Source organism: Kordiimonas sp. UBA4487 (assembly GCF_002389025.1).
In the GTDB taxonomy this organism is placed as follows: domain Bacteria; phylum Pseudomonadota; class Alphaproteobacteria; order Sphingomonadales; family Kordiimonadaceae; genus Kordiimonas; species Kordiimonas lacus.
Genome location: NZ_DGNR01000015.1, coordinates 51,114 through 73,893, shown reverse-complemented (window position 1 = coordinate 73,893; position 22,780 = coordinate 51,114). Strand labels below are relative to the sequence as shown.

22 protein-coding genes are annotated in these 22,780 nt (G+C 59.8%); 16 read left to right on the top strand and 6 right to left on the bottom strand.

Features of this window, described 5'->3' with window-relative positions:
- Positions 1 to 4 precede the first annotated feature (4 nt).
- From B3Z17_RS16765 to rnr, 8 genes are all read left to right on the top strand, one after another.
- Positions 5 to 346: a winged helix-turn-helix transcriptional regulator gene (locus tag B3Z17_RS16765; protein WP_286830884.1), complete on the top strand. Its 342-nt coding sequence runs from the start codon at positions 5 to 7 to the stop codon at positions 344 to 346.
- A gap of 105 nt (positions 347 to 451) precedes the next feature.
- On the top strand, positions 452 to 1,024 hold the full coding sequence (locus B3Z17_RS16760; RefSeq protein ID WP_068307004.1) for a carboxymuconolactone decarboxylase family protein: 573 nt from the start codon (positions 452 to 454) through the stop codon (positions 1,022 to 1,024).
- Between the two features lie 115 nt (positions 1,025 to 1,139).
- A complete protein-coding gene (locus B3Z17_RS16755) occupies positions 1,140 to 2,144 on the top strand; it encodes an aspartate carbamoyltransferase catalytic subunit (protein ID WP_082714655.1) in 1,005 nt (334 codons plus the stop codon).
- Positions 2,141 to 3,382: a dihydroorotase gene (gene pyrC / locus B3Z17_RS16750; protein WP_286830883.1), complete on the top strand. Its 1,242-nt coding sequence runs from the start codon at positions 2,141 to 2,143 to the stop codon at positions 3,380 to 3,382. Before B3Z17_RS16755 ends, pyrC begins: the two co-directional genes overlap by 4 nt.
- A gap of 2 nt (positions 3,383 to 3,384) precedes the next feature.
- Positions 3,385 to 3,984 carry a glycerol-3-phosphate 1-O-acyltransferase PlsY gene (gene plsY, locus B3Z17_RS16745; protein ID WP_286830882.1) on the top strand — a complete coding sequence of 200 codons (600 nt, stop codon included), beginning with the start codon at positions 3,385 to 3,387 and terminating at the stop codon, positions 3,982 to 3,984.
- 60 nt (positions 3,985 to 4,044) lie between these two features.
- Positions 4,045 to 5,217 (top strand): DNA-processing protein DprA, encoded by a 1,173-nt coding sequence (gene dprA, locus B3Z17_RS16740; protein ID WP_286830881.1) that lies wholly within the window; start codon positions 4,045 to 4,047, stop codon positions 5,215 to 5,217.
- A gap of 102 nt (positions 5,218 to 5,319) precedes the next feature.
- Positions 5,320 to 7,905, top strand: a complete 2,586-nt coding sequence (gene topA, locus B3Z17_RS16735; protein WP_286830880.1) for a type I DNA topoisomerase — start codon at positions 5,320 to 5,322, stop codon at positions 7,903 to 7,905.
- Between the two features lie 60 nt (positions 7,906 to 7,965).
- Entirely contained in the window at positions 7,966 to 10,299 is a 2,334-nt protein-coding gene (rnr, locus tag B3Z17_RS16730) for a ribonuclease R (protein WP_286830879.1), read from the top strand.
- A gap of 122 nt (positions 10,300 to 10,421) precedes the next feature.
- On the opposite strand, the gene B3Z17_RS16725 is transcribed toward rnr, so the two are convergent.
- Positions 10,422 to 11,186, bottom strand: a complete 765-nt coding sequence (locus tag B3Z17_RS16725; RefSeq protein ID WP_286830878.1) for an Hpt domain-containing protein — start codon at positions 11,184 to 11,186, stop codon at positions 10,422 to 10,424.
- Between the two features lie 212 nt (positions 11,187 to 11,398).
- On the opposite strand from B3Z17_RS16725, the gene rpmG reads away from it, so the two are divergent.
- Positions 11,399 to 11,566, top strand: a complete 168-nt coding sequence (gene rpmG / locus B3Z17_RS16720) for a 50S ribosomal protein L33 (protein WP_068307010.1) — start codon at positions 11,399 to 11,401, stop codon at positions 11,564 to 11,566.
- 148 nt (positions 11,567 to 11,714) lie between these two features.
- On the opposite strand, the gene B3Z17_RS16715 is transcribed toward rpmG, so the two are convergent.
- Entirely contained in the window at positions 11,715 to 13,094 is a 1,380-nt protein-coding gene (locus tag B3Z17_RS16715) for a PleD family two-component system response regulator (protein ID WP_068307011.1), read from the bottom strand.
- Between the two features lie 6 nt (positions 13,095 to 13,100).
- Entirely contained in the window at positions 13,101 to 13,466 is a 366-nt protein-coding gene (locus B3Z17_RS16710) for a response regulator (RefSeq protein ID WP_020401241.1), read from the bottom strand.
- 218 nt (positions 13,467 to 13,684) lie between these two features.
- Between B3Z17_RS16710 and B3Z17_RS16705 the strand changes: the two genes are divergently transcribed.
- The 7 genes from B3Z17_RS16705 to B3Z17_RS16675 all read left to right on the top strand — a co-directional run bounded on the left by B3Z17_RS16705 (position 13,685) and on the right by B3Z17_RS16675 (position 19,278).
- A complete protein-coding gene (locus tag B3Z17_RS16705) occupies positions 13,685 to 13,960 on the top strand; it encodes a DUF3572 domain-containing protein (RefSeq protein ID WP_286830877.1) in 276 nt (91 codons plus the stop codon).
- Between the two features lie 4 nt (positions 13,961 to 13,964).
- The gene (locus B3Z17_RS16700) at positions 13,965 to 14,615 is read left to right on the top strand and encodes a hypothetical protein (RefSeq protein ID WP_286830876.1); all 651 of its coding nucleotides are present in this window, start codon (positions 13,965 to 13,967) and stop codon (positions 14,613 to 14,615) included.
- Positions 14,612 to 15,916: a DNA polymerase IV gene (locus B3Z17_RS16695; RefSeq protein ID WP_286830875.1), complete on the top strand. Its 1,305-nt coding sequence runs from the start codon at positions 14,612 to 14,614 to the stop codon at positions 15,914 to 15,916. The genes B3Z17_RS16700 and B3Z17_RS16695 overlap by 4 nt, the downstream gene beginning before the upstream one ends.
- A gap of 92 nt (positions 15,917 to 16,008) precedes the next feature.
- On the top strand, positions 16,009 to 16,713 hold the full coding sequence (locus tag B3Z17_RS16690) for a GGDEF domain-containing protein (protein ID WP_068307015.1): 705 nt from the start codon (positions 16,009 to 16,011) through the stop codon (positions 16,711 to 16,713).
- A 190-nt stretch (positions 16,714 to 16,903) separates the two neighbouring features.
- A complete protein-coding gene (locus B3Z17_RS16685) occupies positions 16,904 to 17,368 on the top strand; it encodes a RidA family protein (RefSeq protein WP_068307016.1) in 465 nt (154 codons plus the stop codon).
- A 1-nt stretch (position 17,369) separates the two neighbouring features.
- A complete protein-coding gene (locus B3Z17_RS16680) occupies positions 17,370 to 18,128 on the top strand; it encodes a glycerophosphodiester phosphodiesterase family protein (RefSeq protein ID WP_286830874.1) in 759 nt (252 codons plus the stop codon).
- Position 18,129: 1 nt separating this feature from the next.
- Positions 18,130 to 19,278, top strand: a complete 1,149-nt coding sequence (locus tag B3Z17_RS16675) for a GNAT family N-acetyltransferase (RefSeq protein WP_286830873.1) — start codon at positions 18,130 to 18,132, stop codon at positions 19,276 to 19,278.
- A gap of 37 nt (positions 19,279 to 19,315) precedes the next feature.
- Here the strand turns inward: B3Z17_RS16675 and B3Z17_RS16670 are convergent, their stop codons facing one another.
- The 3 genes from B3Z17_RS16670 to clpS all read right to left on the bottom strand — a co-directional run bounded on the left by B3Z17_RS16670 (position 19,316) and on the right by clpS (position 22,754).
- A complete protein-coding gene (locus B3Z17_RS16670) occupies positions 19,316 to 19,861 on the bottom strand; it encodes a GNAT family N-acetyltransferase (protein ID WP_286830872.1) in 546 nt (181 codons plus the stop codon).
- 132 nt (positions 19,862 to 19,993) lie between these two features.
- Positions 19,994 to 22,372 (bottom strand): ATP-dependent Clp protease ATP-binding subunit ClpA, encoded by a 2,379-nt coding sequence (gene clpA / locus B3Z17_RS16665; protein WP_286830871.1) that lies wholly within the window; start codon positions 22,370 to 22,372, stop codon positions 19,994 to 19,996.
- Positions 22,373 to 22,427: 55 nt separating this feature from the next.
- Positions 22,428 to 22,754, bottom strand: a complete 327-nt coding sequence (clpS, locus tag B3Z17_RS16660) for an ATP-dependent Clp protease adapter ClpS (protein ID WP_068307021.1) — start codon at positions 22,752 to 22,754, stop codon at positions 22,428 to 22,430.
- Positions 22,755 to 22,780 lie beyond the last annotated feature (26 nt).

Below are 22,780 nucleotides of genomic sequence, written 5' to 3'. Positions count from 1 at the left end.
TAGGATGCCCTCGCGCCTCAGAAAGACACCCCTGCCCGGACGACCGGTCAAGGGATCGAAAACCGGCAGGCCCATTATGGCGGCGCTGGACCTTCTGGGTCGACGCTGGGCACTCAGGATCGTCTGGGAGCTGCGTGACGGCCCCGTCGGCTTCCGCGCCATGCAGGCCCGCTGCGACGGTATGTCGCCCAGCGTGCTCTCAACCCGCCTGAAGGAACTTCATGAGGCCAGGCTGATCGAGCCCACAGAAGACCAGCAGTGGCAGCTGACCGCCCTCGGGACAGACCTCAACCAGACCATTGCGCCGCTCAATGACTGGTCCGAAGGCTGGAAAGACGCTTTCTAGACCGTTCCTGCTTCCCCTTGAAAGTAAATGAGTCAACGTCTCTTGAAACACTTCAAACATACGCTACTTTTTTAGTATCGATACTAAATTAAAAGCGGATACATTATGTTTGCATCTCTCGTTGCCCCAATCACCCCGCCATATGACGCGGATACTGAAGCCCTCCTCAAGAAATGGATGCCGCCTGGCGCACCGTTTGAGCCACTGAGTCTCTTTCGCACACTGGCACAGACGCCAGACCTGATGTCGGCCATGCTGCCACTGGGGGCCTATTTCCTGGGCGGCCAAAGCCCGCTCACGGTACGGCTCAGGGAAATCCTGATATTGCGCACCTGCACAAACAGCGGCTGCGGTTACGAATGGGGCATTCACGCCACGGCCTTTGGTACCGCTGCGAATCTGTCCGCAGACGATATCCATGCGCTGCACCGAAAAGGCGCAGATGACGACCGCTGGACAGCCGCGGAAGCCGCAGCCATCCGGCTGTGTGACGCCTTGTGCGCAGGCCAGACAGCCGATGAGGCCACCAAGGCCGAAGCGCGTGCGCACTTCGATAAAGAATGCCTGTTGGCAATTACCGTGCTCACGGGCTGGTACCAGACGGTCGCCAAGGTCGCCAACACCTGTTGCGACGGCCCGGAAGCCTGGGCAGGCGGCTTCCCGAAAGCCGCAGAATAAAAGGCCAAAAGCGTGGTGGTTACCGGGCCGCCACGCCGCCCCTGATCACAGACAAATCCATCAGGCGGACAAGGTGCTTGCAGGTCTCAAATTTTGGGCCTATAAGGCGGGCTTAATGAGCACGCAACAGACCGACACACAGTCCTACCCGCGCGCGGAAGTTTCTCCGCCCTCGGGCCACCTTTTCCCTCATAAACATCTGCTAGGCATCTGGAATCTTGATCCAACGGCGATCAAGCACGTCCTGGATGTGGCCGACGCCTATGTCGAGCAGAACAGGCAGCCGAAAAAGTCCTCGCCCAAGTGCGCGGGCCTGACGCAGATCAACCTGTTCTTCGAGAACTCGACCCGGACGCTGATGAGCTTCGAGATCGCAGGCAAGCGCCTGGGCATGGAAGTGACCTCCATGGCCACCGGCTCAAGTTCGATCAAGAAGGGCGAGACACTTCTGGACACCGCCGCCACGCTGAATGCCATGCACCCGGACGTGCTGGTGATGCGCCACGCGGACAGCGGCGCGGTAAAGCTTTTGTCTGAGAAAATGGACTGCGCGGTGATCAACGCAGGCGACGGCCGGGCCGAACACCCGACCCAAGCGCTGCTGGACGCGCTGACCATCCGCCGCCGCAAAGGCAAGCTGCATGGCCAGACCATCGTGATTTCAGGCGATGTGGCCCACAGCCGGGTCGCCCGCTCAAACATCTATCTGCTTAACGCCATGGGCGCGCGGGTCCGACTTGTTGCCCCACCAACCCTGCTGCCCAAGGATGTTGACCGCTTGGGTGTGGAAGTGTCTCACCGCATGGACGAAGGCCTCAAGGGCGCGGACGTGGTGATGATGCTGCGCCTGCAGCAGGAGCGCATGCAAGGCGCCTTCCTGCCAAGCCTTCGCGAATACTACCGCTTCTGGGGCCTGACGCGCGACACGCTCAAATACGCCAAGGAAGACGTCCTGGTAATGCACCCCGGCCCCATGAACCGGGGCGTGGAGATCGCCTCTGACGTAGCCGATGACCTTGACCGCTCAGCCATCGAAGAACAGGTGGAAATGGGCGTGGCTGTCCGCATGGCCTGCCTGGATATCCTGACACGGAATTTGCGCGGGGAGGACGCGGTATGATTTCGGCTTACACCAACGCCCGCCTGATTGATCCGGCAAGCGGCCTCGACACCAAAGGCACGCTGATCGTCAACAACGGCAAGATTGCTGATTTCGGCCCTGATGTAACGGTGCCGGACGATGCAACCGTCACAGACTGCAAGGGACGTGTGTTGTGCCCAGGCTTCATTGACATGCGCGCCCATTCGGTTGATGCGGATGCCGCCCTTGCCGGCGGCATTACCACCGTGATCCTGCAGCCAGACCAGACAACCCTGATCGACAGTGACCCGGTGGTGGAACGCATTCGCCGCCGCGCCGAAGACACACACACGGTCAACGTTTACCCCATGGGTGCTGCAACGCGCGGCATGGAAGGCATGGAACTGGCAGAAATCGGCCAGATGAAGGCCTCAGGCGCCGTGGCCTTCACTGATTGCCGCAAACCGGTATCTAGCAGCCAGGTGATGCGCCGACTGATGGAATATGCCAGCTACTTTGGTGCCGTGATCGTGCAGTTCCCACAAGACGTGGGGCTTGCGAACGGCGGCATCGCCCATGAGGGCGAAATCGCGACGCGGCTCGGCTTCGCCGGCATCCCGGCCATGGCCGAAGTGATCCAGATCGAACGCGACGCGCGCCTCAGTGAAATGACAGGCACGCCGATCCATTTCGCGCTGATCTCAAGCCGCGAAGGCGTGGAAGCCGTGCGCGCCGCCAAGGAACGCGGCGTGAAGGTCACCTGCTCTACCGCCCCCCATTATCTGCACCTCAATGACAATGCCATGGAAGGCTACCGCACGTTTGCCAAAGTCAGCCCGCCGCTTCGGTCTGAGGAAGACCGGCTGGCGCTGATTGCCGGTATTGCAGACGGCACCATTGATACCGTCGTCAGCGACCACGACCCGAAAAGCGAAGACGTCAAGCGCCTGCCGTTTGGTCAGGCCGCTGCCGGCATCGTGGGCTTCGAGACACTACTCGCCCTCGCGCTCGGTCCCGTGCATGCGGGCAAGGTTGACCTCATCACCATGCTGAAGGCCCTGACAGCCACACCGGCTGAGCTTCTGGGCGTGCCCGGCGGCAAGCTCGAAGCCGGCGCACCCGCAGACCTGGTGATCTTCGACCCGGACAAGCCGTGGCGCATTGACCGCGAAGCCTTCCGCGCCAGCGCCAAGAACACACCGTTTGACACGCTGCCCGTTCAGGGGCAGGTTTGGCAGACGATCGTGGGCGGCAAGGCGCTCTATAGCGGAGAGTAGCGATGACATTCTCGGGGGAGATGGGGCTGGTACTGGCCCTGAGCTATCTGTTGGGGTCTGTGCCCTTTGGCCTTTTGTTCACCAAAATGGCCGGGCTTGGTGACATCCGGGACGTGGGTTCCGGCAACATCGGCGCCACCAATGTGCTGCGCACTGGCCGCAAGGACCTGGCGCTCGCGACCCTCGTCATGGATGCCGGCAAAGGCGCCATTGCGGTTCTGCTGACCCGCTATATGGTGGACCCTGCCCTCGCGCCTCTTGCGGGTGCGGCGGCCTTCATTGGCCACTGTTTCCCGATTTACCTTAAGTTCAAAGGCGGCAAGGGCGTTGCCACCTTCTTTGGTACCGTCTTCGCCATCAACCCGCTTCTGGGGCTGGCGTGCGGCGTGACGTGGCTTCTGGCCGCCGCAGTCTTCCGCTTTTCAAGCCTGTCAGCCCTGATTGCGTCGCTGCTGGCACCCGCGATCAGCTATTATATCGTGGGCCCTGACAGCTGGATCTTCATCGCCTTCATGACGCTGGTGATCTACATCCGCCACAAGGAAAACATCGCGCGCCTGATGCGTGGCGAAGAACCTAAAATCGGCAAGAAAAACAAATAAAGGCGCGCACTCCTGCCACCAGTGATTGACTTTGGTGCACACCGGCGGCACTCTGCCACCATGAACAAAACGGAAACAGACCAGTCCCTGTCGGACGCAGAAAAGCTCGCGCAGCTGCGGCTTATTCGTACGGAAGGCATTGGGCCCGTGACCTTCAGGGGGCTTCTGGCCCGGTTCGGGAACGCGGTTCAGGCGCTTGAAGGTGCGCTGGACCTTGCCGCCCGGCGCGGGCGCAAGAAGCCGCTCAAGCCCCCTTCACAGTCTGCCGCAGAACAGGAGCTGGAGCGCATCACCGAGGTTGGTGGCCACGCCCTGTTCCTGAATGGTGCTGACTACCCACCCCAACTGGCAGCCATCGAGGACGCCCCGCCCGTGCTGTTTACTATCGGGCGGCTGGACTTGCTCCATGGCCGCAGTGTTGGCATCGTGGGGGCGCGGAACGCCAGCGTTTCCGGACTGAAGCTGACCCGCACCATCGCGAGCGCGCTCGCAGACGCGGGCGTCACCATTACATCAGGCCTTGCGCGCGGGATCGATACCGCGGCCCACCAGGCATCTGTTGACCATGGCACCATCGCCTGCGTGGCGGGCGGGCTGGATATCTTCTACCCACCCGAGAACGAGGCGCTGCAACGCCAGATCGCGGAAGTCGGCCTTTTGGTATCGGAAATGCCCATGGGCACGCGGCCCCAGGCACGCCATTTCCCGCGCCGGAACCGGCTGATCTCCGGGCTTTCGCAGGGCATCCTGGTGGTCGAAGCCGCAATCAAGTCCGGCTCGCTGATTACCGCGCGCTTCGCCGCCGAGCAGGGTCGCGAGGTGTTTGCCATCCCCGGTTCGCCCCTTGATCCGCGCGCCAAAGGCGGCAACCACCTGATCAAGGACGGCGCCGTACTGGTGGAAGGCGCCGACGATATTTTAGCCGAAATGCAAACCCTGCCCGACCCTGGGCAAAAGGGGCACACCCCGCGCATCCGTCGTGCCCAAAATAGTGCCCCCGTGGCACAAAAGGGCACACCCATAGGGCCCATTTCCCCCGCCCCTGCCCCCAAGGCGCCAACAGGCACAAGTGATCTGCTTGGCCTGCTGACGAGTACACCCATTCACATGGATGACGTTGTGCGGCAGTCAGGCGCGAGCACAGAAGAGGTGTTGGCCGCCTTCCTGGAACTGGAACTTGCCGGCGAAATCACCCGTCATTCGGGCGGTCGGGTTTCCCGAAATTACGCCTGAAATGAAGAAGGTCATTGCAATCGCCGCCGCTTCGAACTAGGTGAAAGCAAAGGCAAAGCGCTATAGCGCACCATTATTATAAAGTAAGGAACGGGCTGACGTATGAACGTCGTAATCGTGGAATCGCCAGCGAAGGCAAAAACCATCAACAAATATCTTGGTAAGGATTACAAGGTCTTAGCCAGTTTTGGCCACGTCCGGGACCTGCCTGCCAAAGACGGTTCCGTGAAGCCGGATGAAGACTTTGCGATGGACTGGGTGGTCGACCGCGATTCGAACAAACGCCTGACCGAGATCGCCAACGCCGTCAAAGGCGCGGATAAACTGTATCTCGCGACTGACCCCGACCGCGAAGGGGAAGCCATCAGTTGGCATGTGCTTGAGGTCCTGAACAAGAAGAAGGCGCTGAAGGACGTTACTGTCAAACGCGTGGTCTTCAACGAGATCACCAAATCCGCGATCCTGAAGGCCATGGCCGAGCCGCGCGACCTGGACGACGAGCTGGTGCATGCCTACCTCGCCCGCCGCGCGCTGGATTATCTTGTGGGCTTTACGCTGTCGCCTGTGCTGTGGCGCAAGCTGCCGGGCGCCCGGTCTGCGGGCCGCGTGCAATCTGTGGCGCTGCGCCTGATCTGCCAGCGCGAAGCCGAGATCGAAAAATTCGTACCCCAGGAATATTGGAGCGTGGAAGCCGGCGTCAAAGGCGACGAAGGCAAAAGCTTCATGAGCCGCCTGTTCGCCATGAACGGCGACAAGCTGAAGAAATATGACCTGAACAATGAGGCGGACGCGAAAACTGCCGCGGCGCTGATTGAGCGCACCCCGCTGAAAGTGTCAGGCGTTGAGCGCAAGCCCGCCCGCCGCCACCCACAACCACCGTTCACCACATCCACCCTGCAGCAGGAAGCGGCACGGAAGCTTGGCTTCCCGGCCCAGCGTACCATGCGCGTGGCGCAGAGCCTTTATGAAGGTAAACCGATCGACGGTGAAGTGACCGGTCTGATCACCTATATGCGTACCGACGGCGTGACCATCGCGCAGGAAGCCATGAACGCGACCCGCGGGGTGATTGAGAGCCGGTATGGCGACAAATATCTGCCGGACAGCCCGCGCGTATACAAGACCAAGGCGAAGAACGCCCAGGAAGCGCACGAAGCAATCCGACCAACCGACCCGATGCGCACACCAAGTGAGGTCGCGCACACGCTGGATGCGGACGAAAAGAAGCTGTATGAGCTGATCTGGCGCCGCACAATCGCCAGCCAGATGGAAAGCGCGGTTGCCGAGCGCACCACCGTGACCATCATGAACGCCGACCAGACAGCCGAGCTACGCGCCACCGGCACCATCATCCAGTTTGACGGCTTCCTTTCTGTCTACCAAGAAGGCAAGGATGACGAAGGCGACGAGGATGAAACCCGCCTGCCAATGATCAAGGAAGGCGAAGTTCTGACCCTTGAAGGCGTTGAACCAAAGCAGCATTTCACCGACGCGCCACCACGCTTCACGGAAGCAAGCCTGGTGAAACGCATGGAAGAGCTGGGCATCGGCCGCCCGTCCACCTACGCGTCGATCCTGTCGGTCCTCAGGGACCGCAGCTATGTGCATATGGAGCGCAACCGCTTCATCCCGGACGACAAGGGCCGCCTGGTTACCGCCTTCCTGGAGAAATTCTTCACCCGCTATGTGGAATATGATTTCACGGCGAACCTTGAAGAACAGCTGGATGATATTTCTGCCGGTCAGGAAGACTGGAAGAAGGTGCTGGCCGAATTCTGGGAGGCCTTCAAGCCGAAGACCGAAGAAATCATTGGTGTCCGTAACTCGGTCGTTATCGACGCCCTTGATGAGTTCCTTGAGCATATGATGTTCCCGGAAGCCAAGGAAGGCGGCGAAGACCCACGCAAGTGCCCGAAATGCGACGATGGCCGCCTGGGCCTGAAGACCAGCCGCTACGGCGCCTTTATCGGTTGCTCCAACTATCCGGAATGCGGCTATACCCGCCAGTTCGGCAACAAGGGTGACGCAGACGGTGACGGCAATGCGGACGAGCCAGCGACTTTGGGCAATGACCCCGAGAGCGGTGAGCCGATTTCCATCCGCACCGGCCGCTTTGGCCCCTATATCCAGGTGGGTGAAGCGGTGAAGGGCGAAAAGCCGAAGCGCGCCAGCATCCCCAAGGATATAGACACCGGCGATGTGGACCTTGAAAAAGCCCTGGCGCTTCTGTCCCTGCCGCGTGAAATTGGCGCGCACCCAGAAGACGGCAAGATGATCACCAGCGCCATTGGCCGCTATGGCCCCTATGTGGCGCATGACGGCACCTACGCCAAGCTTCAGTCATCCGAGGAAGTCTTCACCGTGGGCCTCAATCGTGCGGTTTCCCTGGTGGCGGACGCCAAAGCCAAAAAGGGCGGCGGCAAGACAGTCCTGAAAGAACTGGGTGAGCACCCGGACGACGGCGATGCGGTTCGCGTTCTGGATGGCCGCTATGGCCCGTATGTGAACCACAAGAGAACCAACGCAACGCTTCCGAAGGGCACGGAGCCAGAGAGCGTAACACTCGAGCAGGCGCTTGAGTGGCTGGCCGCCAAAGCCACCAAAAAGAAGCCTGCCGCAAAGAAAAAAGCGGCGGCGAAGAAAGCCCCAGCCAAGAAAAAGGCTGCGCCGAAGAAAAAGGCTTCCTAAGGCCAAACCATTCCGACGGGCGGTGCCTCAGCCGCCCGCACTCCCGAAAGGATACCGCCCTTGGCGCGTAAAACAGAACCCGGCCAGATACCCACTAAAGAAGAAATCATGGAGTTCATCCGCGGTTTCGAGGGCGGCAAGGTCACGAAACGCGATATTGCCCGCGCCTTTGGCGTGAAGGGCCCGGACAAGGTGCACCTGAAAAAAGCGCTCAGAGAACTGTCGGAAGACGGAATCCTTTCGAAGGACACCAGCCATGCGCTGCGGCCTGCTGACCGCCTGCCCGGCGTGCAGGTTGTTGAATTTGCAGGCCTTACCAAACAGGGCGAGGTCCTGGTCAAGCCGGTGAATTTTGAGGGTGGCGGTGAAGTGCCGATCATTTTCCTCAAGGAAAAGAAACGCGGCCGCGGCAAAGGCGGCCCTGCCCTTGGGCGCGGCGACCGGGCACTGGTGCGGCTGACGCATATCAAGGACGAGCCACCCACCTACAAGGCCATGGTGCTGAAGGTGCTGAAGCCGGCACCGAGTGCCGTCATGGGCATCTTCCACGGCAATGAGAACGGTGGCCGCATCCACCCGGTGGACAAGAAAAACCGCGACGAATATTGGGTTGACCGCGACGACACAGCCGGTGCCAAGGAAGGCGAGCTTGTGCTGGCCGACCCGGTCAACAGCCGCCGTCAGATGGGGCCGAAGCGTGCCCGCGTGAAAGAGCGGCTGGATGATATCTCCAGTGCCAAGGCGATCAGCATGATTGCGATCCACGCGCATGATATCCCGTATGAATTCCCCGATGATGTGATCAAGGAAGCGGAAGCGGCCAAGCCGGTGGACCTGAAGGGCCGCACGGACCTGCGCGATATTCCGCTGATTACCATCGACCCCGCGGACGCGCGCGACCATGACGATGCCATCTGGGCCGAAGCGGACCCGGACCCCGAGAACAAGGGCGGCTGGCACACGATTGTCGCCATCGCAGACGTGGCCCACTATGTGAAGCCGGAGAGCAAGCTGGACCGCGAAGCGCTTAAGCGCGGCAACAGCTGCTATTTTCCGGACCGTGTGGTGCCCATGCTGCCGGAAGCGCTGTCAGCGGACCTCTGCAGCCTGATGCCGGGCGTGGAGCGTGCCTGTATGGCTGTACACATGTGGTTTGACAGCAAGGGCCGCAAGATACGCCACAAGTTCGTGCGCGGCCTGATGAAAAGCGCCGCCAACGTCAGCTACACCGAAGCCCAGGCAGCCATTGACGGCACACCGTCTGACCTGACGGGCCCGCTGCTGGAACCCGTGCTGAAACCGCTGTGGGGGGCGTTCAAATCCATCATGGAAGCCCGCGCCAAGCGTGAGCCGCTGGACCTGGACCTGCCGGAGCGCCGGGTGGAGATCAATGAGGACGGCCATGTGACAGGCATCACCCTCCGGGACCGGTTCGACGCCCACCGGGTGGTTGAGGAATTCATGATTTCTGCCAACGTGTGTGCCGCGGAAGAGATGGAAAAGCATCACTTGCCGACCATGTACCGCATCCATGAAGAACCGCCGATGGAAAAGCTTGAGAGCCTGCGGGACTTCCTGGCGACCATGGACCTCAATCTGGCCAAGGGGGCGGTGATGATGCCGCGCCTGTTCAATGGCATCCTGCATAAGGTGAAGGACACGCCGCAGGAACATCTGATCAATGATGTGGTGCTGCGGTCCCAGACCCAGGCCTACTACGGCCCGGACAATATGGGCCACTTCGGCCTTGCCCTGCCCCGCTATGCCCACTTTACCTCGCCGATCCGCCGCTACGCCGACCTGATCGTGCACCGCGGCCTGATCCGGGCGCTGAAGCTCGGCAAAGACGGCATGACCGACCTTGAGGTTGAAGAACTGGCCGCGATTGGCGAACAGATATCCAACACCGAACGCCGCGCCATGGCGGCAGAGCGCGACAGTACTGACCGCTATCTGGCCAATTATCTCTCGGATCAGGTAGGCAAGGAGTTCGTTGGCCGAATCACCGGCGTGACCCGCTTTGGCCTGTTTGTCAGCCTGGAGCCGTCAGGCGGCGACGGCCTGATCCCGATTTCCGAGATCGGCGCGGATTATTATGAGCTGGACGAAGCGCATCACCGCCTTGTGGGTGAACGCTTCGGTGAAGTCTTCCGCCTGGGCGACCGGGTTGAGGTGCGGCTTGAAGAAGCCAACAAATTCACAGGCGGCCTGAAGCTGTCGCTCGTTGGCGAAGGCAACCTGCCGGATTTCGTTGAGAAAGGCGGCAAGCGCGCGCCAAAGCTGGCCAAACGCCATGACCGCCCCCGAGGAGCCAAGGGCGGCAAGCCCAAAGGCAAAGGCCGGGGCGGCAGCAAACCCGGCAAGCCGGGCACCAGCCGCCGCAAGCGCGACTGAACGTCAACCTGTCATCCCGTGGCCTGACCACGGGATCTCTTTCCGACGCGACCAGAAACAGAGATGCCGGGATCAAGTCCCGGCATGACAATAGGTTAACTGACGGACGCCACAAGGCACCGTCAGAGAATACCCAGCTCGACGAACACATCGGCGACATCGTCGGCGAAGTTGGCACCTTTCCTGAGCACAGGCACATCAGCCGGCAGGTCGGTGTATTTCTCTCTCTGGCTGGTGGCAATCAACGCCACGGGGATGTCGCGCGTGGACGGCATGGCCTTGAGCGCACACGCCAGGTCAATGCCTGTCAGCTCCGGCATCACGCGGGAGACAATCACCGCATCAGGCCGCATGGATGGGATCAGCTGGATGGCGTCCATAGTGGAGGCCACATTGATCATACGGTAGCCGCACTCCAGAAGCTCGCGCGTGACAATCTTGGTGGCGATCCCCGGTTCCATCACCAGCATCACCTCGATATCCGTCACCGTGATATCGCCCACATTGAAGCCGCCCTTGTTCGGCAGCTTGCGCATCATCTGGGAGACGTCGATCTCCCGATTCTGGATGAAGGCCTCAAGGCACTCGGCCATGCGGTCAGCGTAGAACAGGATGTCCTTGCACGACTCAGGCGTCAGCTCTTTCATGTTGAAGAAATAATCTTCAAACCGGTGGCACATGACCTTCAGGGATTTCATCTCGAAGCTTTGCGCCACAGACTTCAGTGAGTGCGCCTCAAGCCGGATCGCGGCCAGTGCGTCATTGCCCTGGATGATACCCGCCTGGAAGTCCTGCACGGCTTCCGTGAGGTTGCGCAAACGGTCTTCAACCGTATCGATGGCTTCGGTGCGAAGTTCTTCAAGAAGATCATTATCAGTGGTGGACATAAACCGGCCTTTATCTCTTGGTTACCCATTCTTGTGGCACATAAATGGTTACCCGAGCGTTAGCATTTTCAATTAGTTTTGCAAGGCCCTCGGAAAATAATGTAAATTCCGAGAAACAGCGCTTGACTTATGGGCCGGTGTGGGTATTTTGCGCCCTCAACGTGGTCGTAGTCAAAAGCGGCCTGGAACAATGTTTTCTTGGAGTTAATAAGATGGCCAAGCCGTCCAGCATCAAGATCAAGCTGCTTAGCACTGCGGACACTGGTTACTTCTATGTAACCAAAAAGAACCCGCGGACACTGACCGAGAAAATGGTCCTGCGCAAGTATGACCCGGTTGTTCGCAAGCACGTAGAATTCAAGGAAACTAAGATCAAGTAATCTTGGTTTTCGGATTGATCTTAAAAGCGCCGCGCCCCACCATAGGCCGCGGCGTTTTTTATTGCGCCCAGCCCAGCTAAAAGCAACAGCCACAAAAAAGGCCGGACAATGCCCGGCCTGACGGTCTTCGGTTTTAGAGGAGCGCCGCCTAACGGTTGGCTTCGGCGATAATCACCCGGTTACGGCCGTTTTCCTTGGCCTCATAAAGCGCCTTGTCGGCGGCCTCCAGAAGCGCAGCTGGGGTTTGCCCCTCGTCGCTGGTGGCAACACCGATGGAGACACTGATGGTCAGCGGGCCGTCAGCGGCCCCAACATCGAACGGGTTATCGAACACCTCCTGGCGCAAGCGGTCCCCGATCATGAAGGCCCAGTCTGTCGGCGTTTCGGGCATCATCACCACGAATTCCTCACCGCCATAGCGCGCGGCCAGGTCAACGCCGCGGATATTCTTGCCGATCCGGTTGGCGAATTCCTTCAGCACCAGGTCACCCACTGCGTGGCCGTAGGTATCGTTCACTTTCTTGAAATGATCGATGTCCATCATCAGGACGCTCAGCGCCTTGCCGGACTTCTGCGCCGCCTGCAGGCGGGTCTCAAGGTGGCTCGTGAGATAGTGGCGGTTATAAAGGCCGGTCACGGCATCCGTGGTCGCCAGCTGCATCGACAGGTGGAAGTTTTCCCACAGCTTGTCGGCGTAGCGCTTGCGCTTCAGCTGAGTCTTGACCCGCGCCAGGAACTCCATCCGGTCCACCGGGCGCACCACATAGTCGTTCACGCCCATCTCAAGGGCCCGCACCAGTAGTTTGGTGTTACCGTCGTCCACCATCACCAGAATGGGCACATGGCGGGTTTCCTCGAATGACCTGAGTTTGGAACAGACCCGAAGGCCGTCCGTGTTGCGCATGGTGAGGGATACGATAATCAGGTCGAAATTCTTTTCGCGCGCACGCTCGGCCGCGTCCTCACCGCCGGCCATGAAGGTCAGCTCGCCGACACCCTCCAGCGCCCGCGCGATACGCTCCATGACCCGCTCCTGCTCGTCTACGATCAGGATTGAGCCGTCTGTGGGTGCGTCAACCTCAAGGGTTGGCTCTTCCTCGTTTTCCCAGCCCAGGCTGGCGCCGGTGGCTTCACGGTTCCGAAGCTCGTCCATCATGACCTTCAGCCGCACCAGCGAACGGACGCGGGCGAACAGCGCCAAGTCCTGCACAGGTTTGGTGAGGAAATCGTCAGCCCCAGCCTCAAGCCCGGCCACCCGGTCGGACGGCTGGTCAAGCGCTGTGACCATAACAACAGGAATATGGGCCGTTGCGGGGTCTGCCTTGATCCGGCGGCAGACCTCGAAACCGTCCATGCCCGGCATCATCACATCCAGCAGGATGATATCGGGGTGCTCGCGCGAAATCACATCCAGCGCCTCAGGGCCACTGAATGCAGTCAGCACGTCAAAATATTCGCTTGTCAGCTTAGCTTCGAGAAGCTTGACGTTCGGCGGAACGTCATCAACCACCAGCACCCGAGCTGTCATCGCCCTCTATCCTACGAACTGTTTTACGGTTTCGAGGAAGTGTCCCACGGAAATAGGCTTGGCGATATAGGCCTCGCAGCCCCCTTCTCTGATTTTTTCCTCGTCACCCTTCATGGCAAAAGCGGTAACGGCGACCACAGGAATCTTCCTGAGGTCTTCGTCTTCCTTCAGCCACTTGGTCACTTCAAGACCGGAGACCTCCGGCAATTGGATGTCCATCAGAATCAGGTCGGGATTGTGCTCGCGCGCCAGATCAAGGGCAGCCATACCGTCCCGAGTCTGGATCGTCTCATAATCGTGAGCTTCTAAAAGATCGCAAAACAACTTCATATTGAGTTCGTTGTCTTCGACTATCAGGATCTTTTTACCCATACGGTTCCCCTGGCCCCTCCACAAGGCGCTTTGGTTCATTACCCAACCTTTTTGATAATAGTCGTGCTTTCGGTAAAAATACAAGCCCGTCAAGGGATTAAAATATATTTTTCCGCGAAAAGCCCGCGCTTGTGCCAAAAAAGTCATTTCCCAGTCGGGTGGAATTTGGGACAATAGCACCAACACGAATAAAAACGACCGCTTGCGAGGCAAAATCCATGACTCCCGACACCGCCCAAACCATCGCGCTCCAGAGCGCCGGCTTCATCTTCCAGGAGGATGATATCCGCGACCGCTTCATGGCCCTGTCTGGCGTGGATGTGGACGATATCCGCGCGCGTATCGCGGACCCTGCCTTCCTGGCCTCAATCCTCGAATTCCTGGTGAACTTCGAGCCTGACCTGATGGCCTGCGCCGAAACGCTGGGCGAAAAACCGGAAACGCTGGTGGCCGCATGGCGCACCCTGGGCGGCGGCGATGGGCTGGATTGGTAAGCCCATGACAAGCGTAAGCGACCTGATCACCGGCATCGATCCTCACCGCCCGCTCCTTCTTCTGGACGCGGACGAAGTGCTGCTGCGGTTCGTGGAAACGCTGGAGCAATACCTGGTCAACCAGGGCGTGGAGCTTCGGCTGACCAGCTTTCAGCTGAGCGGCAACATCTTTCCGCTCGGCGGTGATGCGCCTGTACCTGGGGAACAGGTTCGCGACCATATCGCCGGCTTTTTTGATACCTGCGTTGATGAAGTCCCCCTGGTGGACGGTGCACTGGAGGCACTGGACGGTCTGCGCGAGCATTATCAGATCGCGATCCTGTCGAATGTGCCAAGCCGCTGTCGTGCCCGGCGTGAAGCCAGCCTGAAGGCGCAGGGGCTGGATTTTCCCGTCATCGCCAACAAGGGCGACAAGGGCCCCGGCGCCAAACAGCTGGCGGACGCCATCCGCGCCCACACAGTGTTTGTGGACGATCTGCCGCCCCAGCATGCGTCAGTCGCGGCCCACGCGCCGGATATCCACCGGGTACATTTCATTGGCGACCCAAGGCTGGCGGCTCTCATTGGCAAGGCGCCCGACGCCCATGTGCGGTTCGATGACTGGCCCACCCTTGAAAGCCACCTGAAGGACCTCATGCAAGGGCACCCGTCATGACACCCGCCACCGCACCGCGCCCCAGCCTGTGCCGGGTGTGCCTGCACCAATATGAGGGCGGGAAGATTTGCCCGAAGTGCGACAGGCCAAGGACAATTTCGCATCCGGAACTGTTTGACCTGACAGTGGCGCATATCGATTGTGACGCCTTCTATGCCTCCATTGAGAAGCGCGACAACCCTGAGCTGGCAGCCAAGCCGGTGATGATTGGCGGCGAACACCGCGGCGTGGTATCCACCTGTTGTTATATCGCGCGGATGAACGGTGTCCGGTCGGCCATGCCCATGTATAAGGCCAAGAAGCTGTGCCCGGATGCAGTGATCCTGCGCCCGCGTATGAGCCACTATCAGGCGGTCGGGCGTCAGGTGCGCGAGATGATGCGCAACCTGACACCGCTTGTAGAACCGCTGTCGATCGACGAGGCCTTCCTGGACCTGACGGGCACGGAGCGCCTGCACAAGGCCTCGCCTGCCAAGCTGTTGGCCAAGTTCGCGCTGGATGTGGAACGCGAGGTGGGCATCACGGTCTCGGTCGGCCTTGCCGCCAACAAGTTCCTGGCCAAGCTGGCGTCAGACATGGACAAGCCGCGCGGCTTCACCGTGATTGGCGAGAGCGACAAGAAAGCCGTGCTCGCGGGCCTGCCCATCACCCGCATCTACGGCATCGGTGCAAAATCCGCCAAGGCGCTCGAAAAGGACGGTCTGAGCCAGATCAGCCAATTGCAGGAGATGGAGGAAAGCACCCTGATCCGTCGCTACGGCGAAACCGGCCAGCGGCTTTACCGCCTGTCACGCGGCATAGACACCCGCCGCGTCAGCCCGGAAAGCGAGACCAAGAGCGTATCGAGCGAACGCACGCTGGATAAAGACCTGGCAGACTATGACGCGCTGGAGGAAAAGCTGTGGGGCCTGTGTGAAAATGTCTCCGCCGACCTGAAGCGCAAAGAGCTAGCGGGCGTGACCATCACGCTCAAGCTCAAGACCAGCATGCACCGCATTATCACCCGGTCCCGCACCATCTCAGGCGCGACCCAGCTTGCGGGCACCATCTTCGAGATCGGCCAGCAGCTGCTGCGCCCGCTCGCCGACGGATCGCCCTACCGGCTGATCGGCATCGGTGTCAGCCATTTCCGGCCGCTCACGGAAGCAGACCAGCCCGACCTGATCGAGCCCGCGCGCACCAAAAGGCAGACAGCCGAAAAGGCCATGGATGCCCTACGCGGCAAATTTGGCACGGCTGCCATCGTCAAAGGGCGCAGTTCTCTCCCGGCAAAAGATGCCCCCTCCCCCACCAAGAAATAGAAAACCCTTATATTTCAATACCATGACTACGCGCCGACCGTGGCACAGGACTTGCTAGTCTTCTCCTGAGTAACCAACGTTTGGAGAGACGCATGATCGAGCAGTCAAAGAATAAGCTGAACGACAAAGCAGAGATCAATCCCTATGTCAGCAACCTTGCGAGCAAGCTGATGCAGACGGCTGCCAATGCCGAAATGAAGTTCGACAGCGCGGGCTGGCAACTGATTACCGAAGTATTGAGCTTTGCTGCCGCCGCCGAACAGCGCATGTCCGAGCAGCAAGAGCGCATCTCGTTCCTGGAACAGCTTTCTGTTACTGATGAACTGACAGGCATCCCGAACCGGCGCGGCCTCCGCTCTGCCCTCGGCCAGACGCTGGCGTCCGCAGGGCGCCACGGTGAATCCGGCGTGCTTGGTTTCATTGATCTGGACGGTTTCAAGCATATCAATGACGTGCACGGCCATATGGCCGGGGACGCAGTGCTTCGGTATGTTGCCAAGGCGCTCAAGCAACACACCCGTCCGTCCGACACTGTAGCGCGCATCGCGGGCGACGAGTTTGCCGTCATCCTGAAGCGCTGTTCAGCCGACCAAGGCATGAAACGGCTTCGGACCCTGCAAAAGGAAATCAACGCCGGCAAGGTCCGCTATGGCGGGGCCACGATTCCGGTGAAATGCTCCATCGGCGTGCAGGCGTTTGACGGCACGACTGACCCAGCGACCCTCATTGAAGCCGCGGACCAGGCCATGTACCACGACAAACAGGCGCGCAAAGGTGCGCACCTGAAGACGGCCTAAGACAATATCTATGTTCGTCACTCGCCGACCTGATCGGCGAGTCCATCGCCACGAACACAGACAGAAAAGCGGATTCGCCGGTCAAGCCGGCGAATGACGCCTCAGGGGCCGCCAAGGCCCTTTTTTTATGCCGGATCGTTTGCTATAAGGGCTTAAGTTTCTTAAGTTTTTCTTGAATCTGGATACCCTTATGAGCATTGAAGCACGCCTCAACGAGCTGGGCATTGACCTGCCAACCCCTGTCGCCCCTGTGGCCAACTATGTTCCGTTTGTCAGAAGCGGCAATCTGGTCAGCATCTCCGGCCAGATCCCGATGCAGGACGGCAAGCTGGCATTTGAAGGCAAAGTGGGTGACCCGGTATCCGAAGACGACGCCAAGGCGGCGGCCCGCCTGTGCGGTATCAACCTCATTGCCCAGATGAAAGCAGCCTGCGACGGTGATCTGGACCGCGTTGTGCGCGTCGTGAAGCTGGGTGGTTTCGTGAACTGCACCGACGGTTTCGGCGGCCAGCCGCAGATCATCAATGCCGCGAGCGACCTGATGGTTGAGGTATTCGGCGACAAGGGGCGCCACAGCCGCTCAGCCGTAGGCGTGAACGCTCTGCCGCTGAATGTACCGGTGGAAATTGACGCGCTCGTTGAAATCAGGGACTGACATGGCAAACGGCAAGAAAGCATCCCGTGAGTTTCCTTGGCTGACCGAAAAAGACGTGGCCCACCGCGGGCTTCACAAACCCGGTACAGTGACTGAGGAAAATACCATCGCCGCCGTGTCGGATGCCGTGCATGCGGGCTATGCCGTTGAAATTGATGTCCGGGCCACCGGTGACGACATTATCGTCGTGTTTCATGATGATACGATCGACCGCATGACCGACGGCAAGGGCCCCGTTAGTTCATGGGGCTTTCAGCAGCTTCGGAAATTCATGGTGGGGAAAAGCGGTAAGCCAATCCCCAGCCTGCCCGATGTGATGGATGCGGTGGATGGCCACGTGCCGCTGTTTATCGAGATCAAATCCCATCCCAAAATGGACATCCAGAAGCTGTGCGCGGGTGTACGCCATTCGTTTGAAGGCTACCAAGGCCCTGTGGCGGTGATGAGTTTCGACCCACGCATCGTGCATTGGTTCAAAACCTATATGCCCAAATATGCCCGCGGGCTAGTCATTGGGCGAGAGGTGCTGCTGGGCGTCAGGAAGCGTCTCGGGCTTCAGCTCGCGGTCCATAAATGCAAGCCGGATTTCCTGGCCTGCGATATCAACCTGCTGCCGAACACCTATTGCACCAAATGGCGCGCCAAGGGTAAGCCACTGCTGACCTGGACGGTGCGCGACAGCCGCCTTGAAGCCATCGGGCGCGAGCACGCGGACGCCGTGATTTTTGAGCCCCCGGCGGTGGTGGGCGAGGATTTCTAGCATGCCTGACGGAGCCCAAATCCAGGCTTCCTTCGCAAACGCTATTACCGAGATCGGCCGCGACGCCTGGGACGCCTGCGCGGGTTCCGGCAACCCCTTCCTCAGCTATGATTTCCTTGAGGCCCTTGAAGAGAGCGGCTGCGCGGCAGCTGAAACAGGCTGGCAACCTTATCACGCGCGCATCAGCCTTGAGGGCATGGACGCACCCCTCGCCGTGATGCCGCTTTATATGAAAAGCCACTCCTACGGCGAATATGTGTTCGATCATGCCTGGGCCCAGGCTTATGAGCGCGCAGGCGGGCAGTATTACCCCAAGCTCCAGTCTTCCATCCCCTTTGTGCCCGCCACCGGCCCAAGGCTGCTGTCGCGCGCGGACGAGATGGGCCAGCTGGCGCTTCTGGAAGCCGGGCGGGGCCTGACGGACCAGCTGGGGCTGTCTTCCATTCATTTGACTTTCCTGCCGGAAAAGGAAGCCACGCTCGCGGGCGCGAACGGCTACCTGATCAGAAATGACCAACAGTTCCATTGGCGCAATCGCGACTTCCGCGATTTTGAAGATTTTCTCGAGGCCCTGTCGTCTAGAAAGCGCAAGCAGATCCGCAAGGAACGGCGCACGGTTGCTGAAGCCGGTATCCAGATCGACTGCCTGACCGGCAGCGACATCACGGAAGCACATTGGGACCATTTCTTCACCTGCTACGTTGATACCGGCATGCGCAAATGGGGCCAGCCGTACTTGAACCGGGAATTCTTTTCGCTGATTGGCGAACGGATGGCAGACCGTATACTTCTGGTGCATTGCAGCTTTGAAGGCCGCCCCGTCGCGTCAGCGCTGAATTTCATCGGCCATGACACGCTCTATGGCCGCCACTGGGGCTGCGTGGAAGACCATGCCTGCCTGCATTTCGAAGCCTGTTACTACCGCGCCATTGATTTTGCCATCACGCATGGCCTCAAGTTCGTCGAAGCCGGCGCCCAGGGCCCGCACAAGCTGGCCCGCGGCTATGAACCGGTAAAGACCTACAGCGCCCACTACCTGCGCGACCCAGGCTTCCATGATGCGGTCGACCGCTACCTGCGCGGAGAGCGCCAGGCGGTCGAAGGCGACATCGCCTATTTCACTGACCATTCGCCGTTCAGGAAAAAGTAAACTCCGTCATACCGGGGTCAATGCCCCGGCATGACAATCAGCAGGAAAGAACAGCGTCCGCTTTGATGCGGTAAAGCACGTGCGGGCGAATAGGGTGGCCCTCATCAATCATCGGATGGTCGAAGTCACCCGCCAGATCGCGCGTCATGCCGATCTTTTCCATAACCCGCATCGACGGCTTGTTCACTTTGGCCGTGAAGGCCACCACCTCTGGCGCCCCAAGTTTTGAAAAAGCATAAGCCAGGCAGGCCCGCGCGCCCTCTGGCGCCAGCCCCTGCCCCCACGTGCTGGCGGCCAGGCGCCAGCCGATCTCGATGCCGCCCTTCATACCGTAATAATCCGGCACGTCCTGGATGCCGATAAAGCCAATGAATTGGCCGTCGTCGCGCTTTTCTGCGGCCCAGAAGCAATAGCCCCTGTCGGCCTGCGCCTTCATCTGACGGTCGACCGTGGCGTCGGATTGCGCGCGCGTTTGCACGCTGGGGAAATAGCGCATCACATCCGCGCAGGCGTTGATGGCGGCGAAGGGTTCGCGGTCCGCGTCAACCCACGGGCGCAGGATCAGGCGGTCGGTTGTCAGCATGGCAGGTCCCCAGGAATGCAGTGAAAGGGCGCCGTCTTTAGCGCGCACCGGATCACCAATCAAGAAAAAAGCCAGCAACCGAAGCTGCTGGCCTTCATTATTGGTCTCACAGAACCTTATTTCACCGGTACGTTATTTCACCGGAACTGGCGGCTTGCCTTCCTTGCGGGTGGCGGGCACGCCAGACTTGGCTGTCTTTTTCTTCGGCGCTTTCGCTTTTGGCGGTGTGGGCGCATGAGGCGTGATTTCGAAGGCGATTTCCTTGTCCTTCACCTTCACGACCACTTCGCCGCCTTTGGCGAGCTTGCCAAACAGCAGTTCGTCGGCCAGCGGCGTCTTGATATGCTCCTGGATCACGCGGGAAAGCGGCCGCGCGCCATAGTGGCGGTCATAGCCCTTCTCAGCGAGCCAAGCCTTGGCTTCTTCCGTCAGGCTGATTTCCACATTGCGGTCCGCCAGCTGAAGCTCAAGCTGCAGCACGAACTTCTCAACCACACGGGCCACCACTTCAGGCGGCAGGAAGTCGAACGCGATGGTCGAATCCAGCCGGTTACGGAATTCGGGGCTGAACATCTTCTTGATCGCGTCATCGGATGCGGTCTCGTCCGTCTCACGCCCGAAGCCGATGGCGGATTTACTAAGCTCAGCCGCGCCGGCGTTGGTGGTCATGATCAGGATCACATTGCGGAAGTCGATCTTCTTGCCGTTATGGTCTGTCAGCGTACCGTTATCCATCACCTGCAGAAGCACGTTGAAGAGGTCCGGGTGCGCTTTTTCGATTTCGTCCAGCAGAAGCACACAGTGCGGGTGCTGGTCGACCGCGTCGGTCAGAAGACCGCCCTGGTCGAAGCCCACATAGCCCGGAGGCGCACCGATCAGGCGTGAAATCGAGTGACGTTCCATATATTCGGACATATCGAAGCGGTGCAGCTCAACGCCCAGAAGGCTGGAGAGCTGGCGCGCCACCTCGGTTTTACCCACACCCGTGGGGCCCGAGAAGAGATAAGAGCCGATTGGCTTGTTCGGTTCACGAAGACCCGCACGCGACAGCTTGATCGACGCCGACAGGGCATCGATGGCCTTGTCCTGGCCGAACACCACGCGCTTCAGGTCTTTCTGCAGCGTCTGCATCACGCGGCTTTCGTCGCGGGACACGGATTTGGGCGGGATGCGCGCAATCTTGGCGACCACGGCTTCCACGTCCTTCACGCTGATGGTTTTCTTGCGCTTGGAGGGCGGCAGCAGCATCTGGGCCGCGCCTGTCTCGTCGATCACATCGATGGCCTTGTCCGGCAGCTTGCGGTCTGAGATATAGCGGTCCGACAGTTCCACTGCCGTCTTGATGGCGTCCGCCGTGAAGCGCACATTATGGTGGTCCTCAAAGTATGGCTTCAGGCCCTTGAGGATTTTCACCGTGTCTTCAACTGTTGGCTCGTTCACGTCAATCTTCTGGAAACGGCGCAGAAGCGCGCGGTCTTTCTCGAAATGGCTGCGGAACTCCTTGTAGGTGGTGGAGCCCATGCAGCGGATCGAGCCCGAGGCCAGCGCTGGTTTGAGCAAGTTCGAAGCATCCATGGCGCCGCCAGACGTCGCCCCTGCCCCGATCACCGTGTGGATTTCGTCGATGAACAGGATCGAGCCCTCGAGATTTTCAAGCTCCTTGACCACGGCCTTCAGGCGTTCTTCAAAGTCACCGCGATACCGGGTGCCCGCCAGAAGCGCGCCCATATCGAGCGAATAGATCGTCGCGTCTTCAAGCACGCCAGGCACATCTTTCTCAATGATGCGGCGCGCCAGGCCTTCGGCGATGGCGGTTTTGCCCACGCCCGGGTCACCCACCAGCAGCGGGTTGTTCTTGGAGCGCCTGCACAGGATCTGCACCGCGCGCTCAAGCTCGGCCTCCCGGCCGATGAGCGGGTCAATCTTGCCGTCGCGGGCTTTCTGGTTAAGGTCCACGCAATAAGCCGCGAGGGCGGTATCTGCCTTCTCAGGCTTGGCGGCAGGTTCCGCCTGAACGGTTTCCTCTTCCTCGGCGGCGCCACGCACCCGGCGCTCTTCACCGAATTCAGGCACCTTGGCGATGCCGTGGGAGATATAGCTGACCGCATCAAGCCGCGTCATGTCCTGGCTCTGCAGGAAGTAGACAGCGTGGCTTTCACGCTCGGAGAACAACGCCACCAGCAGGTTGGCGCCGGTCATTTCCTCGCGACCCGAGCTTTGGACATGCAGGAGTGCCCGCTGCACCACGCGCTGGAAGCCGGCGGTCGGCGTGGCTTCAAGCCCGTCGGTTTCCACCTTCAGGTTTTCCATGTCGTCGTCGAGATACTCGATGATCTGGGCGCGGAGCACATCGATATCCACATCGCAGGCCTTCAGAACCGCGACGGCCTCAGGGTCATCAAGGAGCGCCAGCAGGAGATGCTCAAGCGTGGCATACTCGTGGCTGCGCTCGTTGGCTTCCTTCAGTGCTCTGTGGAGGGTCTCTTCAAGATGTGGGGAGAAACTTGGCACTCTTTTTTCCTTCGGCTGTCAGCGCCCCTAAGAAACCTTAGCGGCGCGTGGGAACTCATTCTTTCTCAAGCGTACACTGGAGCGGGTGGTCATTCTGGCGGGCGAAGCTAAGTACTTGATTTACTTTTGTTTCGGCCACCTCATAGGTAAAGACACCACACACGCCCACACCCTTCTGATGCACATGCAGCATAACCTCGGTCGCTTCCTCGATGGTCATGCGGAAAAAGCGTTGCAAGATGTGCACCACAAATTCCATAGGGGTGTAATCGTCGTTGAGAAGCAGGACTTTATACATGGACGGCTTTTTGGTTTTGGCCTCAGACCGGGTTAACACACCCGTGTCGCCACCATCATTTCCGTCTTTTCGCTTGTCAGGCATCGATCCTCCGTCAATCCATACCTACA

What these genes read in the sequence shown, in the direction of transcription:
- B3Z17_RS16690 (WP_068307015.1), top strand. Translation starts at nt 16,009, where the DNA reads ATGATCGAGCAGTCAAAGAATAAGCTGAACGACAAAGCAGAGATCAAT.
- B3Z17_RS16700 (WP_286830876.1), top strand. Translation starts at nt 13,965, where the DNA reads ATGACAAGCGTAAGCGACCTGATCACCGGCATCGATCCTCACCGCCCG.
- B3Z17_RS16705 (WP_286830877.1), top strand. Translation starts at nt 13,685, where the DNA reads ATGACTCCCGACACCGCCCAAACCATCGCGCTCCAGAGCGCCGGCTTC.
- dprA (WP_286830881.1), top strand. Translation starts at nt 4,045, where the DNA reads ATGAACAAAACGGAAACAGACCAGTCCCTGTCGGACGCAGAAAAGCTC.
- B3Z17_RS16675 (WP_286830873.1), top strand. Translation starts at nt 18,130, where the DNA reads ATGCCTGACGGAGCCCAAATCCAGGCTTCCTTCGCAAACGCTATTACC.
- topA (WP_286830880.1), top strand. Translation starts at nt 5,320, where the DNA reads ATGAACGTCGTAATCGTGGAATCGCCAGCGAAGGCAAAAACCATCAAC.
- B3Z17_RS16710 (WP_020401241.1), bottom strand. Translation starts at nt 13,466, where the DNA reads ATGGGTAAAAAGATCCTGATAGTCGAAGACAACGAACTCAATATGAAG.
- B3Z17_RS16695 (WP_286830875.1), top strand. Translation starts at nt 14,612, where the DNA reads ATGACACCCGCCACCGCACCGCGCCCCAGCCTGTGCCGGGTGTGCCTG.
- B3Z17_RS16760 (WP_068307004.1), top strand. Translation starts at nt 452, where the DNA reads ATGTTTGCATCTCTCGTTGCCCCAATCACCCCGCCATATGACGCGGAT.
- B3Z17_RS16715 (WP_068307011.1), bottom strand. Translation starts at nt 13,094, where the DNA reads ATGACAGCTCGGGTGCTGGTGGTTGATGACGTTCCGCCGAACGTCAAG.
- B3Z17_RS16670 (WP_286830872.1), bottom strand. Translation starts at nt 19,861, where the DNA reads ATGCTGACAACCGACCGCCTGATCCTGCGCCCGTGGGTTGACGCGGAC.
- B3Z17_RS16685 (WP_068307016.1), top strand. Translation starts at nt 16,904, where the DNA reads ATGAGCATTGAAGCACGCCTCAACGAGCTGGGCATTGACCTGCCAACC.
- plsY (WP_286830882.1), top strand. Translation starts at nt 3,385, where the DNA reads ATGACATTCTCGGGGGAGATGGGGCTGGTACTGGCCCTGAGCTATCTG.
- B3Z17_RS16765 (WP_286830884.1), top strand. Translation starts at nt 5, where the DNA reads ATGCCCTCGCGCCTCAGAAAGACACCCCTGCCCGGACGACCGGTCAAG.
- clpS (WP_068307021.1), bottom strand. Translation starts at nt 22,754, where the DNA reads ATGCCTGACAAGCGAAAAGACGGAAATGATGGTGGCGACACGGGTGTG.
- pyrC (WP_286830883.1), top strand. Translation starts at nt 2,141, where the DNA reads ATGATTTCGGCTTACACCAACGCCCGCCTGATTGATCCGGCAAGCGGC.
- rpmG (WP_068307010.1), top strand. Translation starts at nt 11,399, where the DNA reads ATGGCCAAGCCGTCCAGCATCAAGATCAAGCTGCTTAGCACTGCGGAC.
- B3Z17_RS16680 (WP_286830874.1), top strand. Translation starts at nt 17,370, where the DNA reads ATGGCAAACGGCAAGAAAGCATCCCGTGAGTTTCCTTGGCTGACCGAA.
- B3Z17_RS16725 (WP_286830878.1), bottom strand. Translation starts at nt 11,186, where the DNA reads ATGTCCACCACTGATAATGATCTTCTTGAAGAACTTCGCACCGAAGCC.
- B3Z17_RS16755 (WP_082714655.1), top strand. Translation starts at nt 1,140, where the DNA reads ATGAGCACGCAACAGACCGACACACAGTCCTACCCGCGCGCGGAAGTT.